Origin of the sequence: Nocardia sp. NPDC060220, from assembly GCF_042727815.1 — a bacterium.
Lineage (GTDB): Bacteria > Actinomycetota > Actinomycetes > Mycobacteriales > Mycobacteriaceae > Nocardia.
This window is the reverse complement of sequence record NZ_JBHWZY010001270.1, coordinates 1-1374: the sequence shown is the minus strand read 5'-3', so window position 1 is coordinate 1374 and position 1374 is coordinate 1. Positions and strand designations below refer to the sequence as shown.

Below are 1374 nucleotides of genomic sequence, written 5' to 3'. Positions count from 1 at the left end.
GTACCGCACCGGCACCAACGGTGTGATCGCCGACTTCCTCGACCACGGCGAACCGTTCCACGCCTCCGACACCCGAGGCTGGCTGCTCTACGGTCGCAACGGCGACGTCCTGGCAGCCGGACAGGGGGCGACCAGCCCCGCGAAGAACCCGACGCCGTCGGCGATATGGAAGGTGGACGGCACCGGTGCGAGCGGATTCGTTCTCAGCAACACCGAAACCGCGACCAGCACGCCCGCCACGTTCGTCCAGGACACCGGGTGCGCGGACTTCCCCGAGGCGCAGACCGGCGCCCAGGGAACTCCGGGCCCCAGCGTCGGCGCCGACGGTGCGGTCGTGGGCGCCATCGACGCACACGCGCACGTCACCGCCTACGAATTCATGGGCGGCAACTTTCACTGCGGCCGCCCGTGGCACCCCTACGGAGTGAGCTACGCGTTGCCCGATTGCGCGCAGTACCGCACCGGCACCAACGGTGTGATCGCCGACTTCCTCGACCACGGCGAACCGTTCCACGCCTCCGACACCCGAGGCTGGCCTACCTTCCGCGACTGGCCGAAGCCGTCGGTTCTCACCGCCGAAGGCACCTACTGGACCAGCATCGAGCGCTCGTGGAAGGCGGGCCTGCGCGTGATGACCGTCGACCTGGTGGACAACGAATCACTGTGCGCCATGATGACCGATCGCCGAAACCCCTGTGACGACATGGCTTCGGTGCGCAGGCAGGCCGACAGCCTGCGGGCGTTGCAGGACTACATCGACGCCCAGGCCGGTGGGCCCGGGCAGGGCTTCTTCCGCATCGTCACCGATCCGGCCCGAGCGCGCCACGTCGCCGCGTCCGGCAAGCTCGCCGTGGTCCTCGGCATGGAGTTGTCCGACCCGATGGGGTGTGGCGTGTTCCTCGGGCAACCGGAGTGCGGCCGAGCCGACGTCGACCGCTGGCTCACCGAACTTCGTGCCATCGGCGTGAGCAGCTTCTTCCCGGTACACAAGTTCGACAACGCGTTCGGTGGCACGAAAATGGATCACGATGTCACCGGCCTGCTGGTGAACGCGGGCAACTTCATGCAGACCGGCACGTTCTGGAACGTCCAGCCCTGTCCCGGACCCGAACAGGACAGCACCCAGCTCTCGGTGCCGCTCGCCGGTCATATCAACCAGTTCATCGCCGATCTCACCGGCCCGCTGCTCGGCGGCGCACCACTGCCGCTCTACGCGGCGGGATCTCACTGCAATGCGCGCGGGCTGACCGACCTCGGCGAGTACCTGATCAACGCGATGATCGACCACGGTTTTCTCATCGAGATAGATCACCTCAGCGAAGCCACCGCCGAGGAAGTCATGACGATCATCGAAAAGCGTGGCTACCCCGGTGT

The 1374-nt window shown here is 67.0% G+C and carries 1 pseudogene; it reads left to right on the top strand.

What is annotated here, in order from left to right:
- A pseudogene (locus ACFWF3_RS35950) lies at positions 1-1374 on the top strand (peptidase); the annotation flags it as partial.